This window comes from Halalkalibacter kiskunsagensis (assembly GCF_037027555.1).
GTDB classification, from domain to species: domain Bacteria; phylum Bacillota; class Bacilli; order Bacillales; family Bacillaceae_D; genus Halalkalibacter; species Halalkalibacter kiskunsagensis.
On record NZ_JAXBLX010000001.1, the window covers coordinates 85,315 to 110,455 of the forward strand.

Consider the following 25,141-nt stretch of genomic DNA (forward strand, 5'->3'; position numbering starts at 1 on the left):
CTCATTGATTTTTCAACCCTTACTTTAGTTCATTAATTTTCTGTAACAAGTCTTCAATTCCCATATTCTGTGCAGCTTTTTCATTTAATGGAGTAGCAATGTCGATAAATGGTGTGCGGTCAATTTCATTAATTTGTGCCCCATCTTCAATAGCTTGTTGCTTGTATTCTTCTTCTTGCTCATATAAAGATTGGCGTTCTGCTTCGACAGAGGCTTCAGCAGCTGCTAGAAGAACTTCTTTTTGCTCATCTGATAATGAATCAAACTTCTTGCCGTTTACGAGTAAAAGTCTTGTTGTATAGTCGTGAGCTGTTTCTGTTGTATATATCCCGTTCTTTGTTTTGTGATGATTTTGTTGGATGTAGTACGGATACGCATTTTCTGCTGAGTCAACGACATTTTGTTGCAAGGCTTGATACAACTCACCCCATGCAACGGATGTTGGAATTGCACCTGCTTGTTTCCAATAATCCGCTACGACACCAGATGTTTGCGTGCGAATCGTCATTCCTTTTAAATCGTCAATCGACTCTAGAGGCTTCTTGCCATAGTAATGACGTACACCCGCTGTCCAGTAGCCTAGAACTTTAAAGTCATTATTTGATTTTTCGTTAATAATTGTTGCTAATTCATCCCCTACTTCGCCATCAACAACCGTTTCCCAGTGCTCATAGCTTTCAAATAAATATGGAAGCGCAAACAAATCAACTTCTTTAATACCTGTTGCAGACATGAACCCTGGAGAAACAAGGACAACATCTGCTGCACCTAACTTCAATTTCTCGACTAGCTCTGATTCTTCCGTTCCTAATGTTCCCGCATGAACTTCGACTTCAATCGCACCGTCTGAATTGCTTTCTGCAACTTCTTCAAACTTCAGAAGACCATCATGATAAGGGTTATCTGGTGATGTTTGGTTGTGGGCTGCGATAATTTTCAGGCTATCTGCACTCCCGCCTTGACCAGTCCCCGTTTCTTGACCGCCACCGCAGCCTACTAAAATCGTTGATACTGTTAATACAGATAATAGAAACTTTTTCATGGTGTTTTTCCCCCTAATTTTCAACTGTTATTTTTTTACTATTCTAGATTTGCATGTTTCTTTGTCATTTCTTCATAACTTGTTTGTTCTTTTGACGCTTGCAGTGTCCCGATAATAATCGCATCTAAGACTAGATGAACGGCTTGATCAAACTGATTGCCAAGTGGTTGAATCGTACTTGGCTCTTCAGGACGACGGTACTTCGTTGCAGCCGGAATCACTAATGTTCCGTCGCTAACGTCCGCGATTTTCGACTGTTTATTTGTCGTAACGAGTAGCACCTGAGCACCTGCTTCTTTTGCTTTTGAGGCAAATTGATAAATAGCACCGGTTGACCCTGATCCAGAGATCGCAACCAACAAGTCCCCCTCTTCAATGCTTGGCGTAATCGTCTCCCCAAGAACATACACATGGTAGCCTCCGTGCATGAGACGCATTGCAAACGCCTTGCCCATTAGACCAGAGCGCCCTTCTCCTGTTACAAAAATTCTCTTAGCTGCGTTTAGCTTTTGACTAAAATGTAGCGCTTCCTCTTCATTGACGCTCGTTAACACGGTAGTCATTTCACTCGCAACTGTATCGATAATTGACTTCATTTTGATTTCATCATTCCTTTCATCTTCTCTGCCACGTCTTTGCTATTTTGTGCTTTCGTAATTGCGCTGCCAACAATGACTGTATCGGGCGCTTTTTCGATCATCTCTGGCAAGGAATCCAAATTGATTCCACCAGCGACAGTGACTTCAAAATTTGAGTGGCCTTCAAGCAAGGAGAACATATCGGCATGCATATCGCCTTCTGTCTGCATATCCTTGCCGTAGTGCAAGCTTACTAAATCAACACCTAAGCGCTCTAACTCCGCAATGCGCGCCCGTGCCGTCACGCCAAGTAAATCAATCATAATGCGTTTGCCGTGTAACCTGGCAACTTCTAGCGTATCGGTAATCGTTTTATCAGCGGAAAACGCCATAACCGTCGTTATATCTGCACCTGCTTCAAACGCTTGCGCCGCTTCAAATTTCCCAGCATCACAGGTTTTCATATCCGCTACGAGCACTTTTTCCGGATAAGTCTTTTTAATATCGCGTACGATCTGCATGCCGTACTCTTTAATAACACCGGTTCCAACTTCAATCCAGTCGATATAATCCTCGGTTTCCTTTAATAATCTAAAACACTCTTCTCGACTTAAGCGATCAAGCGCTAGCTGTATATTCATCTGCTCCACTCCTACCTTTCCACGAATTCCTTCTCACCCAATTGCACTAGGATGTCATCTAAGTAAGGCAATCCTTCATTATCACCCGATACACTGACGACCATTGACCCGATCGTATTAGCAAAGTGTAATGTTTTCTCTAATGACCATTGCTGCAATACCCCGTAAATAAACCCGGCATCATAGCCATCTCCAGCTCCAACGGTATCAACAACCTTCTTCGGCGGAACTGGAGGGGATTCAATGTACTTACCTTGATGATAGCCAATTGACCCTTTCTCGCCTTGTTTAATCGCCACATAGGAAATGCCTATTTTCTTACTTTCTTCGATTACTTTTTGCGGATCATCTGTGCCGAATAAGAGCTCAGCTTCATCCAACCCTGTTAAGAGCACATCGACATATGGCAGAAATTCAGTAAGTGCTGCTTTTGCTTCCGCACGACTCCAGAGCTTCAAACGAATATTCGGATCAAACGAAACAAGCATGTTCTGTTGTTTTGCTAAGGCAATCGCCTTTTTGATAACGCCTACATTTTTCTCTTTATCAACCGCTGGAAACACTCCGGTAATATGAAGAAGCTTGCCTCCTGTAAATAACGACTCGTTAATCTCTTCCTCTGTTAACGTTGTGGTCGGTGAATTCGATCGGTAATAGAACGTTCGCCCACTGCCATCCTCCAAAATTTCTTTAAAGTGGACGGATGTTGGATAGCCTTCCACTAGCTTCACATCCGAAACATCAATGCCTTCGCCGCGAACAAAGTTATGAATGTATCGTCCGAATTCATCATTCCCTAAACGACTAACCCATTTTGTCTTTAGTCCCAATCTTGAACAACCAATTGCCACGTTTAACTCGGCCCCTCCTACTTTACGTTCAAAGTTTGACACAAATCGTAGTGGCCCTTTTGAATGCGGATTTAACGAGACCATCGCATCCCCGATTGTAATAACATCCATCTTCATTTCTCCTTTCCTTTAACAAGATTCTCGTTTGACCAACATTGGTTCAAATCGATATATGTGCTGCTGCTCACTTTTCGCTTTCGTTTGTATTTGTTGTAGCACTAATGCCGCCGCCTGTTTCCCCATTTCAAACACAGGTTGTGAAATGACCGTCAATCCTGGGTTGTAAAGGCTCGCAAATGATACTTCATCAATCCCAATTACAGCTAAATCGTTTGGAATCGAAAGTGCATTCGCTTTCACATATTTCAATATTTCCATCAAAGAAAGATCATTCCCAGCGAGTATCGCTTGTGGCGGCTCCTTTAACGCAAGCATGTCATGAAGGGCTTGCTGGAGATGCTCCACTTCTATACTTTTCATATAGTCGTCAACAATTGGTAGATGATGTTCGGCTAGTGATTTTTTGAAACCATTGATTCGCTCTACTCTTGATGCGATACTTCGACTGATGGAAGTCGTCATAATGCCAATTCGCTCATAGCCCTTTTCCACAAAATGTGCTACCGCAAGATCGGATGCTTTTTCATTGTCTAACATGATAGAAGGAATCTTGATATCACTTACCGTTCTATCGACAAATACGAGTGGGTAGTTATCATCAAGCATTTTCTGATACAAGTCCTTATTGCTGCCAGTTGGAAAAATAATAATCCCATCCACTTGCTTAGCAAGCAGCATTTCAATGTATTTCTTTTCTTTTTCCGGATTATCATCCGCATTGCAGACAATAATATGAAAATCGGACTCATGGCAGTAATCCTCAATCGCTCGAATCACTTGTGTCGAAAACGTATGCAAAATATTGGCGACAATGACGCCTATCGTTGAGGTCGATTTTTGCTTTAAGCTTCGAGCCACAATATTCGGCTGATACCCTAATTCTTTAATGGCGAGCTCAACTCGCTCTTTTGTTTTTTGTCCCATATAATCAAATCGTTTGTTTAAATATTGAGAAACGGTACTCTTAGATACGTTGGCATGTTTCGCCACATCAGTTATCGTCACTTTTGTCATGGTTAAAAACTCCAAGTTTCGTATTCTAAACCGATTTACTAAATCGTTTTACTAAACCGGTTTAGAGAAAGTATAAATCATATGTAAGCGTTTTACAATGTTTTTTAAAAAAAAATTTGAACACTGCTCCTCTTACTGGTAAATAGGAACTCGAATAATTAAATAAATTCTAGAAAACCTAAAAAACAAATACGCAATTTCGATCATAAACGAGGAAGAAACGTGCTTAAGACTTATCAGCGAGAGGAAATCCTCACAAACAAAAAGCCCGGGTATACAAATGATCCCAAATGACCAAGAACATATTCAAAATGAAGACTACTTTCCAATCGTGAAGCAAATATTAGAAATAGAAGGCAATGCTGTTTTAAACCAAGCTCACTATATTAACGAGTCGATAAACGAAGCTATCAACTTAATTTTAAATTGTAAGGGCAAGGTCGTGATAACCGGGATCGGGAAGTCAGGAATTTTCGCTCGAAAAATATGTGCAACGTTAGCGAGTACAGGAACATCCTCCATCTTTCTCCATCCGGCAGAAGGGTTGCATGGTGATCTTGGGATGGTGGAAGAAGATGATATTGTGCCGATGCCTTCTTTTAAGTTTTTTATTAGTGGGTTTCTCATAAAAGGTACGCAGCGTGCGGAGCACTTGCCACTCTTTTTATGACTTTTGAGACAGCCTCTAAGAGTTGGAATCGAGTGGTGATTTTTGATCTGTATCGGGTAGCGATATTACATTTAATCCTACTAATCTTTCAACTTGTTGATACATAAGGTCTTGCTCTGAAACTTCTAGGGACTTGTCCGTATCACGTAACGCTATGAGCGCTTCGATGCCACCTCCCCTACCAATTAGGTTGTTGATAGGGTTTCATATTGCATATCGGACCTCCGATATTATTTGATTTGAAGTCATATCGCCTGGCGATATGACACATAAAAAAGAACCGTGCAGTCCCTGTCTTAGTAGAGTGTCAGCTGTATCGGATATCGCAAAAAACTCTGCTTCACTGGATCCTTCTTCGCTTTCTTTCCATTGGTACATTAGCTCTTGATCTGTATCGTCTAGTAAGCTTCCTGTATCGTGTGGCGATATCGTTTTCACCGTTGTGCCTGGACATCACTTCCATCGATCGTTTCTTCTTTACTTTGCTATCATCAGTTATTATTTCACGGGAAATACATGATACGACAAATCCCCCAAAAACTCAGCAATTTTCAGCCATTAACAAAACAAAAAGACTGAGAACCTATAATCAGGTACTCAGTCTACTACGTATTTATATTTATTGAAAAAACACCATAAACGTAAGCGCGATTAGCGTAAGGATCCCTGGGTTTTTAAGTCTTGTATTTTTCATTTGGATAACCTCCTAATGTGATTGATCTCTTTTTGTTGTCTTAATCATATCAACCAAACAAGGAGCTGTATCGAATTATGTTAGGTAATATGACAGAAAAACATGTATTTAATATATACGTTTAAATATTTCTATTTATCCACACTCACAATATATTGCTGAAACCTTTGTTTCTCTAGCAGAAGTGCAACAATCTCTCAAATGACACTTCACTGTTTGTCACCCATCTATACGAATTTCCGACTAGAAAGCTAACAAATAAAGTAAATGAACTCTATCAACCTTCCCTTTATTTACCACTGTTTCTCCTATTTTTCCGTCTCACTTTACCACAACACCGTACTGGGGTATCGGTAGCAAAATTGCTTAAGTCCATTATAGGAAGGATGAATTACTTTATGAAAAACTATGAATTAACTATATTACGTTTTCTAGGTAATCCGCATCGTTTCTTGTAAAGATCCTTGTAAAAGCTCGATAAATGATGAATTATGTTAGACGAAGCTTTTTAAGAGAGGAGTCTTAAAAATTGGAACTGTTTCTACTAATCTTTTTCTGTTTATGTCTATTTTTCCCTTTGCTTCATTTGATTCATTGCTTGCCTTGGTTTCGTGAAGAGGACGAGCGTGTCAAACGAAATCCGAAGTCAGAAAAAGGAATCAGTATATTGGTCCCTTGCTATAACGAAGCGGGAATTATTGAAACATCCGTTCATAGTATGAGGTCCTTGGCTTATACAAATTTTGAAGTGATCTATATCAATGATGGGTCAACGGACGAGACGTTTTCACTTTTACACCATCATTTAAATCTGAAGCAATGTTGGAGGGCACCGCTTGGTGAATTGTCACACAAGGATGTGGAGAAAGTTTATCAATCCGCTCTTTATCCGAATATCTATGTGGTCAATAAAGTGAATGGGGGAAAAGCGGATGCGTTAAATGCAGGCATTGAATATGCGGTGAAAGAATTAGTCGTCACATTGGATGCTGATACGATCTTGACAGCTCCATCTTTAACAGTTGTAAATGAAAAATTTGCTGATCCGGATGTTATTGCTGCGGGCGGAATGATTCACGTGTTGCAGACAAAGACATCCAATCCGTTAAAGAAGTTGTCATTGGCCGGGACAAATATGCTTATCCGTGTACAAATGCTTGATTTTCTGAAGGCATTTTATGTGACGAAATTATCACTGGCACGTTTTCAGGCACTAGCCATCATATCAGGTGCATTTGGCATTTTCACAAAAAAAGCGCTGATTGATGTCGGAGGCTATCGGTCATCTGTTGGGGAAGACATTGATATTACCCTAAAGATCCAAAGGTACATAGCCAAACAAAAGAAAAAGAAAATCCTATTAATTACGGATGCAATCAGTTATACCGAGTTACCTGAAACGTGGAAGGATTTGTTCAAGCAGCGAATACGCTGGCAAAAGTCCTATGTGGATTGCCTTGTTCATTTCCGATACTTCTTCGTAAAAACAGTCGTAACGAAAGCTGTTTCATTTTTCTATATTATTGAATCCTTCTTTGTTGGGATTCTGGCAGCATATTTTACAGTAGGCTTTTTTATTACAAATGCTTTCTTGAACGTGGATTTTGTCTATGTCCAATTTATTATTGTTTATTTATCCTATATTTATTTATTTAATTTTATTTATAATTTATTGGCACTCAGACAGGTGAAGCGTCAAGGGTTTTCGTTTGAAAAAGGCGACTGGTTTCGTCTATTTCTTACAGTCCTTTATGATGTGTTTATCCATCGCTTTGTAACGATGTATATCGTAATGTTCGGAACTATTGCTTACTTCTTTAACAGAGATTGGCAGAAAGTATCACGGACCGGTAGAAAATATGAGATGGATCCAGTTTCTCAGATACCGGCGTATAAACGAGAAGTTTAGGTGAGATTATGATAAAAAAAATAAAGTGGAAAAAAATATTGCTCGTCACAGTTACCATGATAGGTGTCATGATTGTAGTTGCAGGAAGCTACGGGTGGAATCTGGTCACGTCAACATTTACGAATATCCAGGAAAATATCGACCGGAAGGAATCGGAAAAGCGCCTCGCATCGATTAACTTTGACGAAGGGGATCCATTTTCTCTGTTATTAATGGGAATTGATGAACCTGATGAAGATGAAGGTGACCCTTACCGCCGTTCCGATGCACTCGTTGTCGTAACGGTAAACCCTAGTACGAAGTCCACCCAAATGGTGAGTATTCCCCGTGATACATACACCGAAATTGTAGGATTAGGTGAAAAGGATAAAATTAACCATTCGTATGCATTCGGTGGAACGGAAATGACGATACGTACCGTCGAAAATTTCCTCGATATCCCGATTGATTACTTTGTACGGGTGAATATGGAAGGTTTCGAAGACATGGTCGATGCACTAGGCGGTATCGAAGTAGAGAATGATTTCGATTTCAAATATAGAGGTACCCACTTTGAGGAAGGAACGCTTCAATTGAATGGGGCAGATGCTTTGAGCTATGCGCGTATGCGGGCACAAGACCCGCGCGGAGACTTCGGTCGTCAAGAACGGCAGCGGGAAATTCTTCAAATACTGATCGATAAAGGTGCGAGCTTCTCCTCTGTTACAAGAATTGAAGAGATATTAACTGTGGTGGAGGAAAATATTCGAACGAATTTGGGCCTGGGAGATATCTGGTCAATTCAATCCAATTACAGAGATGCCCTTCATGCGATTGAAGAACATGTAGTCGCAGGTGAAGACGGAGAGATGGACGAAGTGTATTATTATTTACCAGATGAAGAGAAAGTACAGGAACTTTCCAAAGTGTTGAAGGAGCATTTGGAGATAAATAATGAGAGCACTGACAAGTAAGTTTCATTTGACATCTAGTAAGTTCATTTAAGATTAAAGCGATTATATAGACGACTTTGTTAGGCGTTTGATGCCCTAGCAAAGTCGTCTTTTACTATATATTCAAGTACTCTTTCAAGCTAGTAATCTTGCCCCATGTATCAGTATCAATGTTCTCTTTCTACAAATTTCATAGCAATTTTTCTCTTTTTCATTTCACTTTAACGCACAACCGCATTGAAGGATAAGAACCAGAATGAACCGCCCGATAAGTAACAAAAAAGTAACAATCTCAGAAACTTTATAAGAGCTATCGCGAAAGTTGTAAAAAACCACAAGAACAATGTAGAAGTCGTGGATTCTATATACTTCTTTCAATAATCGTATACACTGTAGTGGCAAGTGAAAAACTCACAAAATGATTTTTGGAGGTATGCTTTATGAAAAAGAAATTATTTTTAACGGCAGCTTCAGCTATCCTTACATTAGGTGTTCTTGCAGCTTGTGGAGATGAGGGCGAGGATCCAACGTTAAATGGAGGCACCGACACTGAAATGGAAATGGACACAGGTGAAATGGATTCAGAGGACAATTCAGTTGAGTTAGAGTTAGATTCAGACGTATCTGCTGAAGGCGGATTATAAGATACAACATTCGTCATGACTAGAATGATCATTCCATATACCCACTTCTCTATGGGGTGTTCCTATTACTCTATACAGAGGTGTTTATATAAATTTATAATCAGTGTCAATAGATTACATGCTCCTAATCAATTCAACGAAGGGAAGGATTGGTATGGACAATAATAGAAATGAACCGAATCAAGTAGATAACCACTACTCAGAAAACAATAGATATGAAAGACAACCTAGTAACAAACGCTTCAAAAGACCTTGGTACAATAAAGGTTTGGTTTGGTTATTTGTAGCTGCCATTGGGATCGGTGTGTTGTTCTTCGCTTTATCTGGATTAACCGATGAAGTAGCCAATGTCAATCAATCTCTCCAGGAACAAACGGTTGCCATCGAGGAACAAACTCAAGTGATGGATTCGATCAAAGAAGGAATGAATGACATCGTTGTTGCCATCAAGGATGCAGCCAATCGGATAACTGATTCAATCAGTTAAACATATCCATTGGTAGTTATCGACGCATTCTTTTTTTAACAACAAGGAGATTCCCTAAAACCGCAGGCGTCATACAACAATAAGAAACAGGAGTTCCGCACCAAAATGCGGCTCCTGTTTTTTTATCCATATATACTGGGGATCAGACATGGATTTCACATTTGTATACCTTTTTCTACTTATCTAACAGTGTTGGAACGGTAACAAACTCATAGCCCTGTGCGTGTAATTCGTCAATGATTTCAGGCAAAGCCTCAACCGTTTCAAATTCTCCCTCTACATGGTAGTTATGTTGAAGCACGATAACCCCAGGTTGAGCCTCTTCCTTCACTCTTGTTACAATTTCTTCTGCAGACACTCCACTCCAGTCCTTTGTATCGGCTGTCCACATGATCGAACGGTATCCTTGTTCAGTAAGCAGTTCTACCTGTCGCTCTTCAATTTCCCCAAATGGCGGTCGGAATAAGTCTGGTTTGACCCCTGTAATTTTCTCAATTTCTGCGGTAGTCGACTGTATCGTTTCGTTGAATTGTTGGTCCGTGAGCTCAGGTAAATGCGGGTGATCCCAAGTATGGTTGCCTATCGCATGTCCCTCACTGTAAATTTCTTTTAGTCGTTCTGGATACTCCTTGGCCATCTTTCCTATCACAAAAAAGGTAGCCTTCACGTCTTTCTCCTTTAAGATTTCTAAAATTTGCGGGGTATAGGTATCTTCTGGACCGTCGTCAAACGTAAGCGCGATTCTTTTCTTACTGGCATCCCCCATATAAATCATTTCATTTTTTATTGGAACATTGATTCTTTGTCCAGGATAAAGCCAATGAGGGTTTTTAACAGTTGAGGTGCCTCCTAATAACTCAGGGATAGAGACTCCAAGTTTCATAAATATCTTATAAAGCGGGTCTGCTTTACTAACTGTATATGTGTTAGGAATTTCTAAGTGTTGACCTGGTTCAAGTACAGTTGATAGCAATTTGTTCAAGTTCACAATCTTATCTTCTGATGTTCCATACTTTGTGGAAATTTTCGAAAGGGTATCCCCGGATTGAACGATGTAAGTCTCAGCCTTTACAGATTTAACAAACATAGGTAGAAAAACTAAGATCATTGCCATGAAAATGGTAGCTATTTTAAGCATGATTCACCTTATCCTGTATAAGTTTTTGAAAATAGTTGATACACATGAAATAAAGTTCAAATAGATAAAGGGAACGCCAATCTTCTTATTACTTTATTAAGACTTAACAAATGGTTTTAAGAATTGAGCAATTTCCTCGACTACTTGTTTTGAACTAAGATCAGGATTTTCCGTTCCTTTTTTATATGTATCTTTTAATATTTTCACTAGATATTGTCGTGTTAGTACTTCTACTTCTTTCACCGAATCCACTATTTCTCACCACCCGACAAAATCGTACCATTTCTTCTTTTCCCCTTTCAATAAGATAACTTAATTCTCGTAATTTTTACATTCTTATACATCATAGAAAGCAGAAAGCACGGGGACGGTTCTCGTGCTTCCCTTAGAAAGCATGTGTTCGCACAGGCTTTATTTATTTGGTTGATTTTGTATGGTGCTGTATGGGTAGAGATGGCTCCTTACTCTAATGATCCCTTTATGAAAACGAAGAAATAATCACATTGTTAAACAAAATAAATAACAATTCTAGAAAATAACGAGCAAAGCAGCAAGAAACATTTGTATAGTAATACATTAATAGCCCTTGAAACACAAATAATATAAAACATAAAAGGAGGGCTGAATAATGAAAAAAATACTGTTCTTATGTCTTTTTGTTACTTCTATAATCATTTTATCTGGATATGATAAAGACGACATAATTTTAACTGATATTGAAACAACAATAATAAAGGCTGAAAATACATTACGTTACGATATAAAGCTTAAAAATGTAGGGGATACAGAAATAAGGAGTGTGTTTGATTATCCTGGACATCATCCTATGGGGTTCGAAATTGTTATACGCCCAAATAAGGAATTAGAATCATTGATGAAAATGGAAGAACAATCGAAATATAAAAAAATGGTATTTCGTGGAGGAGGGAGTTCAGGTCTTTTCGAAGTCGGTAAGGAAGCAACCTTTCATATTGAATATGAGATCAAGAACACTTCCGATTTAAATAAAGTATCGGAAAATGCTTTTGATGGAACTTTAAGGGAGTATAAATTATTTTGTGTAAATGGGAATTGCTCTTAATAAAGTAAAAAGGCTTTACGTGGAGAGGCGGGCATGATAGGCTCGTCAGCCAGGGCGATACATTTTCATAAAGTATCGTCTTATCGCCAGTGATCCATGCCCGCAGAGGCTCCATGTCAAGCCGGCACCAACCAACCGCTTAGGCAGATAGTTCGGGCTTTAGGCGGTCTTCAAAATGAATGGCTAGTTGTGATATACATTCTTTCCAACCTCTCACTGGCATAGTCCATTTTTTTGAAGCCTCTATGGTTGCTAAGTAAATAATCTTTCTCAAAGCCTCATCCGTTGGATAGGCTGTTTTTGTTTTCGTTACTTTTCTAAGCTGTCTATGATAACCTTCAATTATATTGGTCGTATAAATCATTCTTCTAATGTCAGGAGGATAACTGAAGTAGGCTGTTAGTTCGATCCAGTTTGTTTCCCATGAACGAACAATGATTGGATGCTTTTTACCCCATTTTTCCTTAAAGTCGTTAAAAGCTAACTCTGCTTCTTCAATCGTCAAAGCTTGATAGACTTTCTTTAAATCAGCCATCACTTGCTTCTGTTCTTTGTATGATACATATTTCATAGAGTTGCGGATTTGATGGATCACACACAGTTGAATTTCCGTTTGTGGAAAAATAGATTGGATGGCTTCAGAAAAGCCAGAAAGCCCGTCCTTACAAGCGATTAGGATATCTTCAACCCCTCTATTTTTAAGGTCTGTACAAACTCCTAGCCAGAAACTAGCACTTTCATTCTCACCAATCCAAATACCTAGGATTTCCTTCTGACCGGACATGGAAATGCCCAAAACACTATAGGCTGCCTTATTGATAATTCGATTATCTTTACGCACTTTAAAGTGGATCGCATCCAGCAAAACAATAGGATACACCCGGTCTAACGGACGGGATTGCCACTCGGAAATCAAAGGCATAATCTTATCGGTTACCTTACTGACCATCGTAGGAGAGACATCTATGCCATAGATATCATTCATATGAGATTCAATATCTCTAGTAGACATGCCTTTGGCGTAAAGCGCAATAATTTGGTCTTCGAGTCCATTGGCGGTGGTTTCGTACTTTTTAATAATTTGAGGCTCATACTCACCATTACGATCTCTAGGTACTTTAAGCTCTGAGTTGCCAAATTTCGTTTTAATTGTTTTTTGGCTGTAGCCATTACGACTATTACCAGTATTGTCACCCTCAGAGCTATGTTTTTTGTACCCTAGTTGAGTGTCGATTTCAGCTTCAAACACTTCTTGAATCGTGTCCTTAAATAAGTTTTTCATCATTTCATGAACGTCTTCAACCGATTTACATTCGCTTGCCAATTCTTTAATCGTTTTGTTTGCATAGTCTTGCATAAATGATCATCTCCTTATTGGAAAGTATAACCATTTACACAAAACTTCTTACGCTCTCAACTTTAATTTTATTAGACGGTTATAAGGTTGTAAAAGAATTTTCTTTAAAAAATTTCAAGCAGTAAATTGCTTTGTTATGATTGCAACCCCAAAGAACTAGCTTGGATAAATTCATTGCCAGGCTAGTTTTTTCATTTATTCAACTTGTCTCACCGCTTGTTAAATAAGAAAGATGTCATTTAGTTTGGCAGCTCGATCTTTTGTTAATAAACCTGTTAGTGTAGTAACTGACTTAATAATTTTGGTTTTATCTACGACTTTGAATCTTTAACCCTTCTTGTTGCTTACGCCAACCATACCGGGTTACACCACGAGGTTTGTAGACCGATATGGTCATTATCACGAGTAGCACAAATAGTCCACCAGCAGCGTGGACAACTAATGAGAGTCTTGCCTCGCGGAAATCGTCATTAGAAAATGTTGTATCTGCTGCTACATTAGCTATGTAGCTAATTGGTTCCAGTTGAAGTAATAATACGATTGTAGCAAGGATAGTTAACAGGAACTTCACCAAAACCCAATAATGGCGAAATAATCCCCACTGAGTCCCAAATGATTGGACCAGACCACTTAGTAGTGAAGCAAAGCTCAATGGTACTATAATGTACCAAACGATTAAGTCCATTGACAGATAGACTGCACGCACTATATGAGTATCCTGATTTGTAAGACCAACTATGGCAAGAGCTAGAAAGCAAGCAACAGCCCCAAGCCAACTTACTGAGGTAGTAATATGTACGATGAGCATGAATTTTCGAATGAAGGGTGTCATCGTCATGAAAGTTGTTCTCCTTGTACTACAAGTGCTATATAGCCAGCAAAATCATCAGATGATATGTGACGACCTGGACCGTGTTCACCACCACCAAAAATATGTATGATGACAAATACTAATAACAAGACGATAACTATGACTCCAAAGACCTTTACCCAGCGTGGCATGTTAGGGGGAGATTCACGATTATCCATAAGTATGTTCCTCCTTTTCCTATACTCGTAATAATTAATTTCTCATTTGAGATTTTTTTATTTGTCTTCATTATATTATCAACTTAAAGGAATTTCACCAATCTAGTCAACTAAACTGCTGCTCGTTACTTCAACAAGAAGAAGTGCATTCAACGCTTATTCAAGGAATGCCTCTTTTACTTGAAGAAGACATGTAAATCCACTCTATAAATGTAGTTAAAATTAAAGTATAATGTAACCGTGGTTACATTAATTGGAGGTGAAATATTGATTAGTTGGCTACACCTCACTTATAAAATGCCTAGAAAGCCTAGTTCTCCAAGGGTGAAAGTCTGGAGGAAGCTAAAAAGTTTAGGATCTTTTCATTTACATGAAGCTATATGGCTTTTACCTAAAAATGCTTATACATATGAACAATTTCAATGGTTAACTGTTGAGATTAAGGATTTAGGCGGAGAAGCAACTATGTGGGAATCACAACTTCACTTTGGATTATCTGATAAAGAAATAAGTCAGTTATTTATTGAACAAATCAATGAAAGTTATATTGAACTTCTAAAACAACTAGATGAAGAAAACATTGATTTGGTTTCTTTGTCAAAAAAATACCAACGGATAAAAAGAATCGATTATTTCAAGACCCCGTTGGGATTAAAAGTACGTGAAAAAATGATACAACGAAGGAGTGAGTTTAAATGAAGTGGGTTACATGGGAAAACATTGGAGTGGACCGTATGGCTTGTTGTTGGTTAATAAAAAAGTATATTGATCAAGAAGCTGAGTTTATTTTTATCCCTGAAGGCGAACAAGAAATTCCTGATGGGACAAGGGGATTTGATATTCCAGGAGCAGAGTTTTCTCACAGAAATGGACGATGTTCATTTTATTCTTTCATAGAAGATTACAACTTAGAAGATACCGTCCTAAAAAAAATGGCCCTCATTGTAGATGAAGCAGATACGGTACAAGAAGTTTTTTTAGAGCCTGTTGCACCTGGTCTTGATTTTATTTGTGATGGAATTAGCCTAAATAGCAAAGATGATTATGAGGCTCTAGAAAAAGGGTTTATTATTTATGAAGCTTTATACGCAATGGTAAAAAGAAATAATAATTGATCAGGGGGAGAGAAAAAAGTGGAGAAACCTAGTTTATGGAATATTTTTTGGACCTATATCCTTATTGGATTACAGGGGTGGGGTGGTCCTACTGCACAAATACAAGTCATACATGAACACGCGGTAGAAAAGAAAAAGTGGATCGATAATGAACGATTTCGAGATGCCTTTGCTGTATGTGGGATGTTACCAGGACCAGAGGCAGCTGAACTTTGTATGTATGTTGGATATAGACAACGTGGTTATCTGGGTGGATTTTTAGCTGGTCTGGGATTTATGTTACCGAACTTTATCTTGATTACCGTCTTGGCATGGGCTTACTTTCAATATGCTGCAACTTCTGACATAGCTCAAGGTTTATTATATGGGGTTAAGCCAGCAATGGTTGCCATTGTTTTATTTAGTCTTTATCGAATAGCAAACAAGTTTGGGGTATTACAAGACGGAAAGAAAATATTTATCACCCTCTTCATGTTAACTTTAACTTTTATTACTCAAATTGACTTAATTCTTTTACTATTGGTAATGGGATTAGTATATATGATACTAGTTCGTTCATTTAACAATAAAGCATTCAGCTTTAACAGTCTTCCATTTTTAGCATTCGCCTCAGTAGGGACCGCTTCGATACCAGCTAACCTTTCCCTATTATTTTTAAAAATTGGTGCACTTAGCTTCGGGGGTGCATATACGGTTCTAGCATTGTTACAATTTGAAGCTGTTGATAATTATGGATGGCTAACGACGGAGCAATATGTTGATGGTTTAGCTATTAATGAATTAACACCTGGTCCATTAATAATGGTTGCAGCATTCGTTGGCTTTGCAGCATATGGTTTTTGGGGAGCTACACTGGCAACCTTTTTTATCTTTTTACCTGCCTTTTTAGTGGTGTTGTTAGGTGCTCCTTATTTCGATAAAATTAGAGAGAATGAGAAGCTAAAATTATACCTAACAGGAGTTAGTGCAGCTGTTGTTGGTCTTATCGCTAGTTTCCTAATACGGCTATCTTTAGAAGTCTTTATTGATTGGGGAAGTGTTGTTATTGCTATCGTAATGCTTGGTCTATTGTTTAAATTCAAATGGCAAATCTGGCAAGTATTCCTTTTAGCATTAGCTTTAGGGACTTTACTTATCTTCTTATAAGTAATAAGAAATCTGTTCCGTAGTTAGAACTGTCCCCTTCCTTCTCCGGCGGAAGCAACGGGACGGTTCTCGTGCTTCCTAATGATAGGGAGAGTGCTGTTAATACCCCTCAGTGCAACTATTCTGTAAGGGTGGCAGTTGTCTATGTTTTTAAGTTTAAAACACTCCCGCTTTGACCGACCTCCTACTGTGTTCTCTGTAGGAAGCAAGAGAACCGTCCCCATGCTTCCTCAAGATGTAAAATTCCTTGAAGCCAGTAACCATTACTTTGTACTACTGGATATAAACATTGAGGCATCTTGATTCATGAAAATACGATTTCCATGATAGAAAGTCTTAATTTCAATTGAATTAAATCCAACTTCGTATAATCCTTTTTTCAGTTCTTCATGCGAAAAACCATTATGAACTTTCGGATGATTTATTTTATCGTTTTTGTCAAAATCAATAATAATTAGCTTGCCGCCATTATTTAAAATGTTGAACAATTCTTGTAATATATTTTTCGTATCCGAAATATGAAGAAGAACTAGTGACAGTAAAATAATGTCTGCCTTAAGTTCAGGAGTTTCTTGAGTAAAATCTGAATAAAGGACTTTTGAGTTGGTAATTCCTTTGTCCAAAATTTTAGCTTTCGCAACATCCAACATTTGTTTTGATGAATCTACCAACAAAATAGAATCTACTAAACTTGATAATTCTAAACTAATTAGACCAGTACCACTTCCATAGTCTATTAAAGATTTTGATTTACTATTACGTAATGCTGGCCTTACTTCCTTAACTATAACTTTAGCTAATTCAATTCTTTCTTCTGTATCATATCTTTTGGCCATTTGTTCAAAAACGTTATTTTCCATATTCCACTCCTTTCAATGATACTGAAGCGGAAGGGACAGGTTCCTCAGGAACCCGTCTCCTTAAACCCTTAACTCGCCACGGAAACCCCTTGCTGCATAGTAGGATTCTGCTCCATTGTGGTACACAAAGACAGTATCGTAGCGCCGGTCACAAAAGATAGCCCCGCCGAGTTCTCTAATATTAGCAGGTGTCCTCACCCAGCTCGATGTTTTCGTATCGAAGTTTCCGAGTTTCTGCAACTTTCGGTATTGTTCTTCCGTTAATATCTCAATCCCTATATCAGCAGCCATATCAATCGCGTTATTTTCTGGTTTATGCTTTTTCCTTGACTCGAGCGCTTTACGGTCGTAACAAACACTTCTGCGACCTTTAGGACTTTCCGCTGAACAGTCATAAAAAATGTATTCGTCGGTCTCTTTATCATGCCCAACCACATCCGGTTCGCCGCCCGTTAATTCCATTTCATTAAGCGACCACAGTTTTTCTGTATTAGCTTCCAGCTTTTCTTGGACTTTAGCCCATTCAAGATCTTGATGGCGGTTCATGTTTTTCTCAAAACGCGCTTTCAATGCTTTGAATAATTCTTCACGTTTTTCTAGTGGCAACTTCTTTTCCAATGAACCTGTCCCCCTCTTAATAAGCTGTTTCTTCATTATTCAAATTCAACTGCCATATAATACCGAATTTGTCGGTCACTTGCCCATAAAGCTTTGCCCAAAAGGTTTCTTGAAGTTCCATACCAACAGTTCCGCCTTCTTTCAGCCGGTTATAAACAGATTGAAGCTTGTCAGTGTCAAAGCTATGATAAGCAAGGCTTATGTTGTTTCCAACCGTAAATGGTGAGCCAGGAAACGTATCTGAAAACATCACAGTGCTTCCTTCAATATTCAAACGAGTATGCATAACCAAATTTTTGGCTTCTTCCGGGAGTGGATATTCCGGATTTGGAGGATTCTCCCCAAACGTCATAATATGCGGTTGTTCCGTCCCAAAAACCTCAGCATAAAACTCTACAACTTCACGACAATTTCCATTAAACGTTAAATAAGCATCAACAGCCATTTCGTTCACTCCCTATAAATTAGTTCTAATAAATGTACCTCTTTCATTTTAACCATAATAATCAAAAAGTAACATATATTTCCGAAGCGCGGGGACGGTTCTCGTGCTTCCCTTAGAAAGTATGTGTTCGCACATGTTTTTTTAATTGTTTGATTTTGTATGGTGCTGTATGAGATGGCTCCTTACTCTAATGATCCCTTTATGAAAACGAAATTTCCATTTATTAACCAAAATATAGACGATGAATGGTAAGATGGAACAGCTAAGGAAAGACGTTCGCATAAAAAGGGGTGATGATTATGGAGGTAACAGGTTCTCTTTGGTATCCATTTTTCAGTGTGATTGGAATCGTAACGACGCTTGGACCGTTCATTTTAGCAATTGTTTTACTAAGGTGGCTGTTTGTTATCAAAAGAAACTCAAATGAACAATTAAAACAAAACGAAGAAATAATCACATTGTTAAACAAAATAAATAACAATCCTAAAAAATAACGAGCAAAGCAGCAACGTTTTAAGTTGTGTAAAGTTAGAACATTCATTTTATAGCAACCGCTACATAAGGAGGAGTCTGTTTGGGGGAGAAAAAGTGGAAATTATCGTTAACAGGGGCATTAGTGATTTTAAGTATTAGTCTTTTATTTTCTGCTTCTATTATTTCTGACGCTATAAGAGAGGCGTCAAGGAATCATCCACACAATGGAATGTACGAATATGAATTAAGCAGATTTAATGAGAATTTTGAAGAGCTCATACAAACACTTCAAGAAAACAAGGCAGCGGAACAATGATGATCTATATATAGAAGGTATTCAGCCATTTCTCTACTGGAGATGGCTGTTTTTTATACCGTCTCGATGAAAGTTCGATTACAGAATCCCCTCTAAACTACCGCCAATGTTTGAACATGTTGCTTATTAAAGGAAAGCACGCCCAATAGTCTAAGTAGAATTCTTCACAATGTTGTACGAACAAGTACATTATATTTTGCTTAATAGTATTTAATCTTTAATTTTCAGACCTAATAATTTTGAAAACCCTATTGCTTGCTCCGAAGAAACTTCGCACCCAACCAAACTTTCAAGAGACACATTGATTTGCTCAAATGTACATGTACTTATATCAATTCCTTTAAGTATTGTATGTGAAAAATCAATATCATTGAGATCGCATCTATTGAAACTTACTTTATTTAATTTGGTGTCAAAAAAATTTGCACTTCTCAAAGTCGATTGCTCTAAATTCACCTGTTTTAAACGAGCTTCTGCAAAGTTGCTTAATTTCAAATCACAGTTGTTAAAAAGAACGTTCCCCAGATTAGCATCTGATACATCTAAGCCCAAAAGTTTACAGTTTTTAAACTCCGCTCTATGTATAATACCTTCACATAAACGTACATTGGATAAATTACAATTATCAAAAATTACATCAGTTATATCTATATTCATAAAACTACTATTAACAAAGCTGACATTTTTAAAAATAACTTTTGATAAGATAAGTCTTTCTATTGACTCATTTTCAACTTGAGAATTTTCAACTGAGCAGTTCACTATTTCAAGTTCTTCTTCATAAAAAGCATCATGAAAATTTGCACTTTGTAAATCTGTTAAAATTTTTGGATTTTCAATCATTCTTTTTTTTGGCATTATAACACCTCTATATCTTTTTTTTACGCTCTTCGTTTAATCAAATTCACAAGGTAATTAATGAAAGTTAGCGTAATAAGCAAAGGAGCTATCGTTGACAGCTCCCACCTTTACGTTTAAATATTTTTCAATACCTTTGCCGGATTTCCAGCTACTATCACATTAGAAGGAACATCTTTGGTAACAACAGAACCAGCAGCAACAACTGAATTATCACCGATAGTAACACCAGCCAAAATTACACAGCTTCCACCAATCCATACATCGTTACCAATTATTATTGGTATCGCATATCCACTTTTATTTCTACCTTTAGGTTCTATTGAATGACCAGCAGTATAAATTCCAACATTCGGACCTATCATACAGTTGTTACCAATTCTAACTTCAGCCATATCTAAAATAGTACAATTATATCCAGCATAAAAGCTATTACCTATATGGATGTTATATCCCAAGTCACAATGAAAGTTATGTTCAATACTAGGATTGTCACCCACACTACCAAACAATTTATTAATAATTTCTTCTTTTTTCAAATCATCTTCAACATTAGCATTATTAAATTCTTGAATAAGTTTGTGTGCGTAAATGTTCTTATTTTTTAATTCCTCTGTGCCTCGTTCATAATAGATTTCCTCTTTACTTTTACCGTTCATATCATAAAACCACCTACTTCTTAGTTAATACAATGATACCTCTTCTTCGTACAGATAGGTAAGGATTTGAAGTTATCGCCTCCTTTCCCCCTGTTCACACCGCACGTGCGAATTTCACCGCATACGGCGTTCCAACTAATCCAATTCATTCAATTCTATGTATTTTATGAAGCGAAAGTATATTTCCCTACTTAGATTGAATTATTTTTTCATTGTCTTCGGTGTTCATTTACTTAAGTAGCAACTCATTGATTCTGCAAATCCCCCCTGTTCTCCTCTACTGACACTCCCCCTATTATCCGAGGAACTTATAATTTGGAGGAAAATGATTTTTTCTCCTGTTAAAAAAATCAATACAGTGAGCCAGTCGCTCGATTCCTCGTTTAATTTGATTCTCGTTTACTTGCGAGATGCTTAATCGGATAAGATTGTCCTTTTTGTATTCTGGCAAAAACATCCGTGAGGCGTCATCCACCAATATATGCTCCTCGTTTAGCTTATGAACGACTTGTTTTGCCATTACATTCTCGGGCAATCGGATCGTTAGATAGAAGCCAGATGTCGGTTTTGAAAAATGAATATGAGCCGGTAGCAATAAGTCACAGGCTTCTTGGAGGATGTGCATTTTGGTTTGGTAGACTTCTTTTATTTTTTTGAGATGACTAGGAAACATACCACTTTTTAAATAGATTTCGAGTGCCCCTTGCGACAGGGCGGAACTCGTAAAATCTGCACTAAATTTGTACCGTAAAAATGGATCAATCATTAATGTAGGCAAAACAACGGTCGCCACCCGTAACCCTGGGAGGAAAATTTTCGAAAAGCTTTTCAAATAAATCACTCTCCCCGAAGGATCAAACGAAAACAAAGGATCTGCCTTGGCATTTGGATCAAGGTCCCCTAAAAAATCATCTTCGACTATATAGACATCATATGTTTCAGCTAACTCAACAATTTTTTTCTTTTCGCTATTTGAGTAACTATGGCCAAGCGGGTTGTGAAATCTCGGGATCATATAGAAAAATTTAATATCATTGTTTCGAAAAATGTATTCCAGACGATCAAGATCAATGCCTTCCATCGATAGCTCAATTCCAAATGCCGTAGCTTGTTGTAAATGGATCGACTCAATGATGCCAAAATACGTAGGCTGTTCTATGAGAATATTGCTTTTTCCATTTGGAAACGGCATCGAAACGAGTAAATGAAGGGCTTGCTGTGAGCCTGAAACAACAACTATCCTTTCCGGTCGAGTGAACACTTGTAGATTCTGCAAATATTTCGCTACCTGTGCCCGTAAAGAGGAAAGCCCTTGCTGATCAGAGTAGGTAAAAAGTTCTTCTTTGTATTGTTCAATGGCTTGATTCATACAATGTTGAAAATCAACATAAGGCATCTCTTTTTTATCTGGACCAGCTGACAAGAAATCAATCACGTCATTTTCACTTGGCGCATGTTGCACTTCATTGACAACAAAGTACCCACTTTTAGGAACAGCATAAATAACATGCTCTTTTTCTAATTCTTCGTATGCTTTAATGACGGTATTTTTGCTACATGAAAACTCTGCAGCTAACTGACGAACAGAAGGAAGTTTGCTGCCTGCCGTAAGCGCTCCACTTGCTAGCCGATGCTTCATTTCTTCCATAATCTCAACATATTTTGAGCTCATCCAACGATCCCCTTTCACCTGTACAGGTACAGATTGGTTTAATAATGATTTATTTTGATGAGGTGTACCTATTATTATGGTAATTATAGCAGAGAAGTTTCACAAGAAAATGGTACAGATCTCATTCGAAGAAAAAGGGGTAGGATACGATGCAAAGAGAAACGAGAGAGAAATTGGGGTTACTGTTCGGATTTGTTGGTGTTATTTGTTTTAGCTTAACGCTCCCAGCTACAAGCGTTGCCGTCACATATTTCGGGACAACGATTGCAGGGTTAGGAAGAACGATTGTTGCCGCTATTTTAGTAGCGATTGTATTGATTGTTCGTAAAGAAACACTCCCTTCGCCTAGCCAATTCAAACGTCTACTTGTTGTTGCTCTCGGTGCGGTCTTAGGGTTTCCTCTTCTTACTTCTTGGGCAATGGAATCGCTGCCTGTTTCTCACGGAGCGGTGGAGTTAGCTCTGTTGCCATTAGCGACAGCTGGATTCGCCCTAGTTAGGGCCGGTGAAGTCCCCTCTCTCAAATACTGGATTTCAAGTATCATCGCCTCTTTGGCTGTAATTGTGTATGCCCTTCATCTAGGATTCGGTCAATTGCAAATGGCCGATTTGGCTTTATTAGCAGCAGCGATTATCCTTGGACTTAGTTACGCAGAAGGTGGAAAATTAGCAAAAGAATTAGGTAGCTGGCAAGTCATTGCTTGGGCGATTGTGATCGGTGCCCCATTTTTCATTGTTCCCGTTGGGTTACATCTTACAACTGACATGCTCGATGCCCCCATACATGCTTGGGTCAGTTTGTTGTATCTTTCAGTTGTTAGTCAATTTCTCGCCTATGTTGCTTGGTATCGTGGAATGGCTCTAGGAGGAATCGCCAGAATTAGCCAGATTCAATACTTACAACCTTTTTTAATGATCCTATTTGCCACAGTGTTCCTTAATGAATCGATCACCTTTTTTACGCTTGTCATTGCCGTCATTGTTGTTTGTTCTGTAATCGTTGGCAAAAATGCCCCCGTCTCGAAAAAAAATCCCGCTCAGAGAACAACTGAATAGCTGGAAGCAACGGGACGGTTCTTCCCGTGCTTTTCTCTTTTTCCTATTAACAACAATAATATATTACAATACGAAAATGTTTTATCGTAAAACAATAAATTTTATGCTACAATCAATTTTATAATAATTAAATGAGGTGCTTTTTATGAAACGAAGTTCAACCCTTTTTTTAAAGGTAGCGGTTATATTTATTGGCATTCCGGTTCTTGCTATGTGTCTATTTTTGTTGCCACAAATAGCGAATGAAGCCAGTGAAGCAGTAGAGAGAGGTTCAGATTTGGCTTATGTCGTATATGGAATTTTACTGGTTATGTATGTGTCGGCAGTCCCATTTTACTTTGCTTTGTACCAGTCTTTTGCCCTTTTAACCTATATTGACAAGAACCAAGCGTTCTCTCACATTTCTGTAAAAGCTCTAAAGAAAATCAAATATTGTGCCCTCACCATCAGTGGATTGTATGTGGTCGCCTTGCCATTCGTCTATATCTTAGCAGAGGTAGATGACGCACCGGGTCTGATCCTCATCGGAATGGTCCTGATTTTTGCTCCCGTGGTGATTGCTGTCTTTGCTGCTGTTCTTCAAAGACTTTTGCAAGAAGCGATAAATATAAAATCAGAAAATGAGTTAACGGTCTGAGGTGAAAACAATGGCGATTATAATTAATATTGATGTGATGCTAGCGAAACGGAAAATGAGCGTAACAGAACTTTCGGAGCGGGTTGGAATCACGATGGCTAATCTGTCTATCTTGAAAAATGGAAAGGCAAAGGCAATTCGATTATCCACGTTAGAAGCAATTTGTAAGGCGTTAGACTGTCAGCCAGGAGATCTTTTAGAATACCGCAGTGAGGAAGACGCAAAAGAGTAGCATGGCAAGAAAAAACCTTGGGAGGCACAAATCATGAGAGCACTCAAACAACTCATTCGTTTTGGCTATCAGCAGGCCATCGCCTGTTTGTTTCCTGTCGTTATTTTTGCTTCTTTGGCAATTACCCAAATCATCCCACTTCCCTCCCTCCCGCGGTATGACTGGCTGCTTATCATCTGTCTTCTCATGCAGTGGTGGATGGTGCGTTCTGGTCTTGAAACACGGGATGAGCTAAAAGTGATCACATTGTTTCACCTGATTGGTCTTGCTCTTGAACTTTTCAAGGTCCATATGGGCTCGTGGTCATATCCTGAGGAAGGGTATTTCAAACTATCGGGAGTGCCTTTGTATAGCGGATTCATGTACGCAAGTGTAGCGAGTTATCTTTGCCAGGCGTGGAGGAGGCTTAAGGTTGAATTGGTTAACTGGCCACCGTTTTTGGTCGTTGTGCCTCTTTCAGCTGCGATTTATTTAAACTTTTTCACCCACCATTTTTGGATTGACATCCGCTTTTGGTTATCAGCCCTTGTCCTGATCGTCTTTTGGCAATCCTGGGTCACATACGAGGTTGGCGGAACTCGTTACCGTATGCCGATCGCCCTTTCTTTTGTGCTCATTGGATTTTTTATATGGATAGCCGAAAATATCGCAACGTTTTTTGGCGCTTGGGAATACCCAAACCAAACCGATGCATGGAGTCTCGTTCATCTAGGAAAAGTGAGTTCATGGCTCTTATTAGTAATTGTGAGCTTTCTTATCGTCGCGACATTGAAGCAAGTTAAGGGGAAAAGTCCCACTAGGATAGAAGATACTCGACATTTTTATAGATAAGTCGGGTCTTACGTATAGTAGCCATTTCCTTTCGGG

At 38.5% G+C, this 25,141-nt stretch carries 32 protein-coding genes; 15 read left to right on the forward strand and 17 right to left on the reverse strand.

What is annotated here, in order from left to right; translation table 11 throughout:
* Window positions 1-19: 19 nt before the first annotated feature.
* From SLH51_RS00300 to SLH51_RS00320, 5 genes are read right to left on the reverse strand one after another with little or no spacing between them, the layout of a single operon-like run.
* Window positions 20-1,042: a TRAP transporter substrate-binding protein gene (locus SLH51_RS00300; RefSeq protein WP_335958217.1), complete on the reverse strand. Its 1,023-nt coding sequence runs from the start codon at window positions 1,040-1,042 to the stop codon at window positions 20-22.
* 38 nt (window positions 1,043-1,080) lie between these two features.
* Entirely contained in the window at window positions 1,081-1,638 is a 558-nt protein-coding gene (gene hxlB / locus SLH51_RS00305; protein ID WP_335958219.1) for a 6-phospho-3-hexuloisomerase, read from the reverse strand.
* Complete coding sequence (gene hxlA / locus SLH51_RS00310; RefSeq protein ID WP_335958221.1) at window positions 1,635-2,261, reverse strand: 3-hexulose-6-phosphate synthase; 627 nt, start codon at window positions 2,259-2,261, stop codon at window positions 1,635-1,637. Before hxlA ends, hxlB begins: the two co-directional genes overlap by 4 nt.
* 11 nt (window positions 2,262-2,272) lie before the next feature.
* Entirely contained in the window at window positions 2,273-3,223 is a 951-nt protein-coding gene (locus SLH51_RS00315; RefSeq protein WP_390183746.1) for a sugar kinase, read from the reverse strand.
* Between the two features lie 18 nt (window positions 3,224-3,241).
* Window positions 3,242-4,246 (reverse strand): LacI family DNA-binding transcriptional regulator, encoded by a 1,005-nt coding sequence (locus SLH51_RS00320; RefSeq protein ID WP_335958224.1) that lies wholly within the window; start codon window positions 4,244-4,246, stop codon window positions 3,242-3,244.
* Between the two features lie 280 nt (window positions 4,247-4,526).
* Here SLH51_RS00320 and SLH51_RS00325 point away from each other — a divergent pair, with 280 nt between their 5' ends.
* Window positions 4,527-4,916, forward strand: coding sequence for an SIS domain-containing protein (locus SLH51_RS00325; RefSeq protein WP_335958226.1), 390 nt, complete (start codon window positions 4,527-4,529; stop codon window positions 4,914-4,916).
* 204 nt (window positions 4,917-5,120) lie between these two features.
* Here SLH51_RS00325 and SLH51_RS00330 read toward each other — a convergent pair whose 3' ends face one another.
* Window positions 5,121-5,354 (reverse strand): hypothetical protein, encoded by a 234-nt coding sequence (locus SLH51_RS00330; RefSeq protein WP_335958228.1) that lies wholly within the window; start codon window positions 5,352-5,354, stop codon window positions 5,121-5,123.
* Between the two features lie 785 nt (window positions 5,355-6,139).
* Here SLH51_RS00330 and SLH51_RS00335 point away from each other — a divergent pair.
* From SLH51_RS00335 to SLH51_RS00350, 4 genes are all read left to right on the forward strand, one after another.
* A complete protein-coding gene (locus SLH51_RS00335) occupies window positions 6,140-7,519 on the forward strand; it encodes a glycosyltransferase family 2 protein (RefSeq protein ID WP_335958230.1) in 1,380 nt (459 codons plus the stop codon).
* Window positions 7,520-7,527: 8 nt separating this feature from the next.
* Window positions 7,528-8,472, forward strand: a complete 945-nt coding sequence (locus SLH51_RS00340; protein WP_335958231.1) for an LCP family glycopolymer transferase — start codon at window positions 7,528-7,530, stop codon at window positions 8,470-8,472.
* A gap of 419 nt (window positions 8,473-8,891) precedes the next feature.
* The gene (locus SLH51_RS00345) at window positions 8,892-9,095 is read left to right on the forward strand and encodes a hypothetical protein (protein ID WP_335958233.1); all 204 of its coding nucleotides are present in this window, start codon (window positions 8,892-8,894) and stop codon (window positions 9,093-9,095) included.
* Window positions 9,096-9,249: 154 nt separating this feature from the next.
* Window positions 9,250-9,582, forward strand: a complete 333-nt coding sequence (locus SLH51_RS00350) for a hypothetical protein (RefSeq protein ID WP_335958235.1) — start codon at window positions 9,250-9,252, stop codon at window positions 9,580-9,582.
* 175 nt (window positions 9,583-9,757) lie between these two features.
* Here the strand turns inward: SLH51_RS00350 and SLH51_RS00355 are convergent, their stop codons facing one another.
* Together SLH51_RS00355 and SLH51_RS00360 are read right to left on the reverse strand one after the other, a co-directional pair.
* Window positions 9,758-10,720 (reverse strand): polysaccharide deacetylase family protein, encoded by a 963-nt coding sequence (locus SLH51_RS00355; protein ID WP_335958237.1) that lies wholly within the window; start codon window positions 10,718-10,720, stop codon window positions 9,758-9,760.
* Between the two features lie 96 nt (window positions 10,721-10,816).
* On the reverse strand, window positions 10,817-10,972 hold the full coding sequence (locus SLH51_RS00360) for a YwzD family small protein (RefSeq protein WP_335958238.1): 156 nt from the start codon (window positions 10,970-10,972) through the stop codon (window positions 10,817-10,819).
* A gap of 376 nt (window positions 10,973-11,348) precedes the next feature.
* Between SLH51_RS00360 and SLH51_RS00365 the strand changes: the two genes are divergently transcribed.
* Window positions 11,349-11,801, forward strand: coding sequence for a hypothetical protein (locus SLH51_RS00365; RefSeq protein WP_335958239.1), 453 nt, complete (start codon window positions 11,349-11,351; stop codon window positions 11,799-11,801).
* 139 nt (window positions 11,802-11,940) lie between these two features.
* Here SLH51_RS00365 and SLH51_RS00370 read toward each other — a convergent pair whose 3' ends face one another.
* The 3 genes from SLH51_RS00370 to SLH51_RS00380 form a co-directional block, all read right to left on the reverse strand.
* Window positions 11,941-13,158 carry an IS256 family transposase gene (locus SLH51_RS00370; RefSeq protein WP_335958241.1) on the reverse strand — a complete coding sequence of 406 codons (1,218 nt, stop codon included), beginning with the start codon at window positions 13,156-13,158 and terminating at the stop codon, window positions 11,941-11,943.
* Between the two features lie 307 nt (window positions 13,159-13,465).
* Window positions 13,466-13,996, reverse strand: a complete 531-nt coding sequence (locus SLH51_RS00375) for a DUF2269 domain-containing protein (protein WP_335958242.1) — start codon at window positions 13,994-13,996, stop codon at window positions 13,466-13,468.
* Complete coding sequence (locus tag SLH51_RS00380) at window positions 13,993-14,187, reverse strand: DUF2933 domain-containing protein (RefSeq protein WP_335958244.1); 195 nt, start codon at window positions 14,185-14,187, stop codon at window positions 13,993-13,995. Before SLH51_RS00380 ends, SLH51_RS00375 begins: the two co-directional genes overlap by 4 nt.
* Window positions 14,188-14,454: 267 nt before the next feature.
* Here SLH51_RS00380 and SLH51_RS00385 point away from each other — a divergent pair, with 267 nt between their 5' ends.
* The 3 genes from SLH51_RS00385 to chrA are packed head-to-tail and all read left to right on the forward strand — an operon-like array spanning window position 14,455 to window position 16,448.
* A complete protein-coding gene (locus tag SLH51_RS00385) occupies window positions 14,455-14,886 on the forward strand; it encodes a Chromate resistance protein ChrB (RefSeq protein ID WP_335958245.1) in 432 nt (143 codons plus the stop codon).
* A complete protein-coding gene (locus SLH51_RS00390; protein ID WP_335958247.1) occupies window positions 14,883-15,302 on the forward strand; it encodes a chromate resistance protein ChrB domain-containing protein in 420 nt (139 codons plus the stop codon). The genes SLH51_RS00385 and SLH51_RS00390 overlap by 4 nt, the downstream gene beginning before the upstream one ends.
* An 18-nt stretch (window positions 15,303-15,320) precedes the next feature.
* The gene (gene chrA, locus SLH51_RS00395; protein ID WP_335958248.1) at window positions 15,321-16,448 is read left to right on the forward strand and encodes a chromate efflux transporter; all 1,128 of its coding nucleotides are present in this window, start codon (window positions 15,321-15,323) and stop codon (window positions 16,446-16,448) included.
* Window positions 16,449-16,711: 263 nt separating this feature from the next.
* Here chrA and SLH51_RS00400 read toward each other — a convergent pair whose 3' ends face one another.
* The 3 genes from SLH51_RS00400 to SLH51_RS00410 are packed head-to-tail and all read right to left on the reverse strand — an operon-like array spanning window position 16,712 to window position 18,371.
* Window positions 16,712-17,308 (reverse strand): class I SAM-dependent methyltransferase, encoded by a 597-nt coding sequence (locus SLH51_RS00400; protein WP_335958250.1) that lies wholly within the window; start codon window positions 17,306-17,308, stop codon window positions 16,712-16,714.
* 60 nt (window positions 17,309-17,368) lie between these two features.
* Window positions 17,369-17,962 (reverse strand): DUF4256 domain-containing protein, encoded by a 594-nt coding sequence (locus SLH51_RS00405; RefSeq protein WP_335958251.1) that lies wholly within the window; start codon window positions 17,960-17,962, stop codon window positions 17,369-17,371.
* Window positions 17,943-18,371, reverse strand: coding sequence for a VOC family protein (locus SLH51_RS00410; protein ID WP_335958253.1), 429 nt, complete (start codon window positions 18,369-18,371; stop codon window positions 17,943-17,945). Before SLH51_RS00410 ends, SLH51_RS00405 begins: the two co-directional genes overlap by 20 nt.
* Window positions 18,372-18,670: 299 nt before the next feature.
* Here SLH51_RS00410 and SLH51_RS00415 point away from each other — a divergent pair, with 299 nt between their 5' ends.
* Both SLH51_RS00415 and SLH51_RS00420 read left to right on the forward strand, forming a co-directional pair.
* The gene (locus SLH51_RS00415; protein WP_335958255.1) at window positions 18,671-18,865 is read left to right on the forward strand and encodes a hypothetical protein; all 195 of its coding nucleotides are present in this window, start codon (window positions 18,671-18,673) and stop codon (window positions 18,863-18,865) included.
* 80 nt (window positions 18,866-18,945) lie between these two features.
* On the forward strand, window positions 18,946-19,161 hold the full coding sequence (locus SLH51_RS00420; protein WP_335958256.1) for a hypothetical protein: 216 nt from the start codon (window positions 18,946-18,948) through the stop codon (window positions 19,159-19,161).
* A gap of 210 nt (window positions 19,162-19,371) precedes the next feature.
* On the opposite strand, the gene SLH51_RS00425 is transcribed toward SLH51_RS00420, so the two are convergent.
* The 3 genes from SLH51_RS00425 to SLH51_RS00435 all read right to left on the reverse strand — a co-directional run bounded on the left by SLH51_RS00425 (window position 19,372) and on the right by SLH51_RS00435 (window position 22,350).
* Window positions 19,372-20,019 carry a pentapeptide repeat-containing protein gene (locus tag SLH51_RS00425; RefSeq protein ID WP_335958257.1) on the reverse strand — a complete coding sequence of 216 codons (648 nt, stop codon included), beginning with the start codon at window positions 20,017-20,019 and terminating at the stop codon, window positions 19,372-19,374.
* A gap of 116 nt (window positions 20,020-20,135) precedes the next feature.
* On the reverse strand, window positions 20,136-20,678 hold the full coding sequence (locus tag SLH51_RS00430) for a sugar O-acetyltransferase (RefSeq protein ID WP_335958259.1): 543 nt from the start codon (window positions 20,676-20,678) through the stop codon (window positions 20,136-20,138).
* 295 nt (window positions 20,679-20,973) lie between these two features.
* Entirely contained in the window at window positions 20,974-22,350 is a 1,377-nt protein-coding gene (locus tag SLH51_RS00435) for an aminotransferase-like domain-containing protein (RefSeq protein ID WP_335958260.1), read from the reverse strand.
* A 149-nt stretch (window positions 22,351-22,499) separates the two neighbouring features.
* Between SLH51_RS00435 and SLH51_RS00440 the strand changes: the two genes are divergently transcribed.
* From SLH51_RS00440 to SLH51_RS00455, 4 genes are all read left to right on the forward strand, one after another.
* Entirely contained in the window at window positions 22,500-23,405 is a 906-nt protein-coding gene (locus SLH51_RS00440; protein WP_335958262.1) for a DMT family transporter, read from the forward strand.
* A 145-nt stretch (window positions 23,406-23,550) separates the two neighbouring features.
* Window positions 23,551-24,042, forward strand: a complete 492-nt coding sequence (locus tag SLH51_RS00445) for a DUF2975 domain-containing protein (protein WP_335958263.1) — start codon at window positions 23,551-23,553, stop codon at window positions 24,040-24,042.
* Window positions 24,043-24,052: 10 nt separating this feature from the next.
* Window positions 24,053-24,274, forward strand: coding sequence for a helix-turn-helix domain-containing protein (locus SLH51_RS00450; RefSeq protein ID WP_335958264.1), 222 nt, complete (start codon window positions 24,053-24,055; stop codon window positions 24,272-24,274).
* A 33-nt stretch (window positions 24,275-24,307) separates the two neighbouring features.
* Complete coding sequence (locus tag SLH51_RS00455) at window positions 24,308-25,105, forward strand: DUF817 domain-containing protein (protein ID WP_335958266.1); 798 nt, start codon at window positions 24,308-24,310, stop codon at window positions 25,103-25,105.
* Window positions 25,106-25,141 lie beyond the last annotated feature (36 nt).

Excerpts from the sequence above, each read along its gene's own strand:
- SLH51_RS00450 (WP_335958264.1), top strand. The coding sequence starts at position 24,053 with ATGGCGATTATAATTAATATTGATGTGATGCTAGCGAAACGGAAAATG.
- SLH51_RS00300 (WP_335958217.1), bottom strand. The coding sequence starts at position 1,042 with ATGAAAAAGTTTCTATTATCTGTATTAACAGTATCAACGATTTTAGTA.
- SLH51_RS00350 (WP_335958235.1), top strand. The coding sequence starts at position 9,250 with ATGGACAATAATAGAAATGAACCGAATCAAGTAGATAACCACTACTCA.
- SLH51_RS00340 (WP_335958231.1), top strand. The coding sequence starts at position 7,528 with ATGATAAAAAAAATAAAGTGGAAAAAAATATTGCTCGTCACAGTTACC.
- SLH51_RS00320 (WP_335958224.1), bottom strand. The coding sequence starts at position 4,246 with ATGACAAAAGTGACGATAACTGATGTGGCGAAACATGCCAACGTATCT.
- SLH51_RS00455 (WP_335958266.1), top strand. The coding sequence starts at position 24,308 with ATGAGAGCACTCAAACAACTCATTCGTTTTGGCTATCAGCAGGCCATC.
- SLH51_RS00380 (WP_335958244.1), bottom strand. The coding sequence starts at position 14,187 with ATGGATAATCGTGAATCTCCCCCTAACATGCCACGCTGGGTAAAGGTC.
- SLH51_RS00315 (WP_390183746.1), bottom strand. The coding sequence starts at position 3,223 with ATGGATGTTATTACAATCGGGGATGCGATGGTCTCGTTAAATCCGCAT.
- SLH51_RS00325 (WP_335958226.1), top strand. The coding sequence starts at position 4,527 with ATGATCCCAAATGACCAAGAACATATTCAAAATGAAGACTACTTTCCA.
- SLH51_RS00415 (WP_335958255.1), top strand. The coding sequence starts at position 18,671 with ATGGAGGTAACAGGTTCTCTTTGGTATCCATTTTTCAGTGTGATTGGA.
- SLH51_RS00435 (WP_335958260.1), bottom strand. The coding sequence starts at position 22,350 with ATGAGCTCAAAATATGTTGAGATTATGGAAGAAATGAAGCATCGGCTA.
- SLH51_RS00445 (WP_335958263.1), top strand. The coding sequence starts at position 23,551 with ATGAAACGAAGTTCAACCCTTTTTTTAAAGGTAGCGGTTATATTTATT.
- hxlA (WP_335958221.1), bottom strand. The coding sequence starts at position 2,261 with ATGAATATACAGCTAGCGCTTGATCGCTTAAGTCGAGAAGAGTGTTTT.
- SLH51_RS00345 (WP_335958233.1), top strand. The coding sequence starts at position 8,892 with ATGAAAAAGAAATTATTTTTAACGGCAGCTTCAGCTATCCTTACATTA.
- SLH51_RS00405 (WP_335958251.1), bottom strand. The coding sequence starts at position 17,962 with ATGAAGAAACAGCTTATTAAGAGGGGGACAGGTTCATTGGAAAAGAAG.
- SLH51_RS00355 (WP_335958237.1), bottom strand. The coding sequence starts at position 10,720 with ATGCTTAAAATAGCTACCATTTTCATGGCAATGATCTTAGTTTTTCTA.
- SLH51_RS00375 (WP_335958242.1), bottom strand. The coding sequence starts at position 13,996 with ATGACGATGACACCCTTCATTCGAAAATTCATGCTCATCGTACATATT.
- SLH51_RS00410 (WP_335958253.1), bottom strand. The coding sequence starts at position 18,371 with ATGGCTGTTGATGCTTATTTAACGTTTAATGGAAATTGTCGTGAAGTT.
- SLH51_RS00400 (WP_335958250.1), bottom strand. The coding sequence starts at position 17,308 with ATGGAAAATAACGTTTTTGAACAAATGGCCAAAAGATATGATACAGAA.
- SLH51_RS00430 (WP_335958259.1), bottom strand. The coding sequence starts at position 20,678 with ATGAACGGTAAAAGTAAAGAGGAAATCTATTATGAACGAGGCACAGAG.
- SLH51_RS00425 (WP_335958257.1), bottom strand. The coding sequence starts at position 20,019 with ATGCCAAAAAAAAGAATGATTGAAAATCCAAAAATTTTAACAGATTTA.
- SLH51_RS00370 (WP_335958241.1), bottom strand. The coding sequence starts at position 13,158 with ATGCAAGACTATGCAAACAAAACGATTAAAGAATTGGCAAGCGAATGT.
- SLH51_RS00440 (WP_335958262.1), top strand. The coding sequence starts at position 22,500 with ATGCAAAGAGAAACGAGAGAGAAATTGGGGTTACTGTTCGGATTTGTT.
- hxlB (WP_335958219.1), bottom strand. The coding sequence starts at position 1,638 with ATGAAGTCAATTATCGATACAGTTGCGAGTGAAATGACTACCGTGTTA.
- SLH51_RS00365 (WP_335958239.1), top strand. The coding sequence starts at position 11,349 with ATGAAAAAAATACTGTTCTTATGTCTTTTTGTTACTTCTATAATCATT.
- SLH51_RS00390 (WP_335958247.1), top strand. The coding sequence starts at position 14,883 with ATGAAGTGGGTTACATGGGAAAACATTGGAGTGGACCGTATGGCTTGT.